General features: G+C 44.8%; 1 protein-coding gene, 2 tRNA genes and 1 rRNA gene. All 4 read right to left on the bottom strand.

Annotation, left to right across the window (positions count from 1 at the left end; translation table 11 throughout):
* Positions 1–14 precede the first annotated feature (14 nt).
* Positions 15–137 (bottom strand): hypothetical protein, encoded by a 123-nt coding sequence (locus tag DZB84_RS25525; protein ID WP_262984002.1) that lies wholly within the window; start codon positions 135–137, stop codon positions 15–17.
* A 111-nt stretch (positions 138–248) separates the two neighbouring features.
* Positions 249–324, bottom strand: a tRNA-Ala gene (locus DZB84_RS24680).
* Positions 325–342: 18 nt separating this feature from the next.
* Positions 343–419, bottom strand: a tRNA-Ile gene (locus DZB84_RS24675).
* 96 nt (positions 420–515) lie between these two features.
* Positions 516–610 (bottom strand): 16S ribosomal RNA (locus tag DZB84_RS24670); the annotation flags it as partial.

Here is a 610-nt window from a genome sequence, read left to right as displayed (position 1 = left end):
GCGCCCTTCATAACTTAACCTATTCGGCTTTGATAAGCTTCGAATCTCTTTGTCACCTCATTCGTCATCATCCTCACGTACGTTAAAGTACGCTCCGGTGATTCCTCAATCGGTTCCTCGACCTTCTTGCTTCTCATTCACCTTTAAGTTTTAAAGAACTTTACTTCAATGAATGTTTTGTTACGTTATCTAGTTTTCAAGGAACGAAAAAACTGATTTCAATCAATGATGATTTTGTCAGTAAAGTTTGGTGGAGCCTAGCGGGATCGAACCGCTGACCTCCTGCGTGCAAAGCAGGCGCTCTCCCAGCTGAGCTAAGGCCCCGTAAAATATTTAATTGAATGGTGGGCCTAAATGGACTCGAACCATCGACCTCACGCTTATCAGGCGTGCGCTCTAACCAGCTGAGCTATAGGCCCATTCAAATATTCGTTTCGAGAACAATCAGTTCTCTCAAAACTAAACATAATACAAAGCGTCTTATTATGAAGTTCGTAGAACTTCAGTTTCCTTAGAAAGGAGGTGATCCAGCCGCACCTTCCGATACGGCTACCTTGTTACGACTTCACCCCAATCATCTGTCCCACCTTAGGCGGCTGGCTCCTTACGG

Source organism: Bacillus sp. HNG (assembly GCF_003400205.1).
Taxonomy (GTDB): domain Bacteria; phylum Bacillota; class Bacilli; order Bacillales; family Bacillaceae_L; genus Ferdinandcohnia.
This window is presented reverse-complemented; position numbering and strand designations above follow the sequence as displayed.

Bases quoted from the DNA above. Each gene is read 5' to 3' on its own strand.
- DZB84_RS25525 (WP_262984002.1), bottom strand. From the start codon at position 137: ATGAGAAGCAAGAAGGTCGAGGAACCGATTGAGGAATCACCGGAGCGT.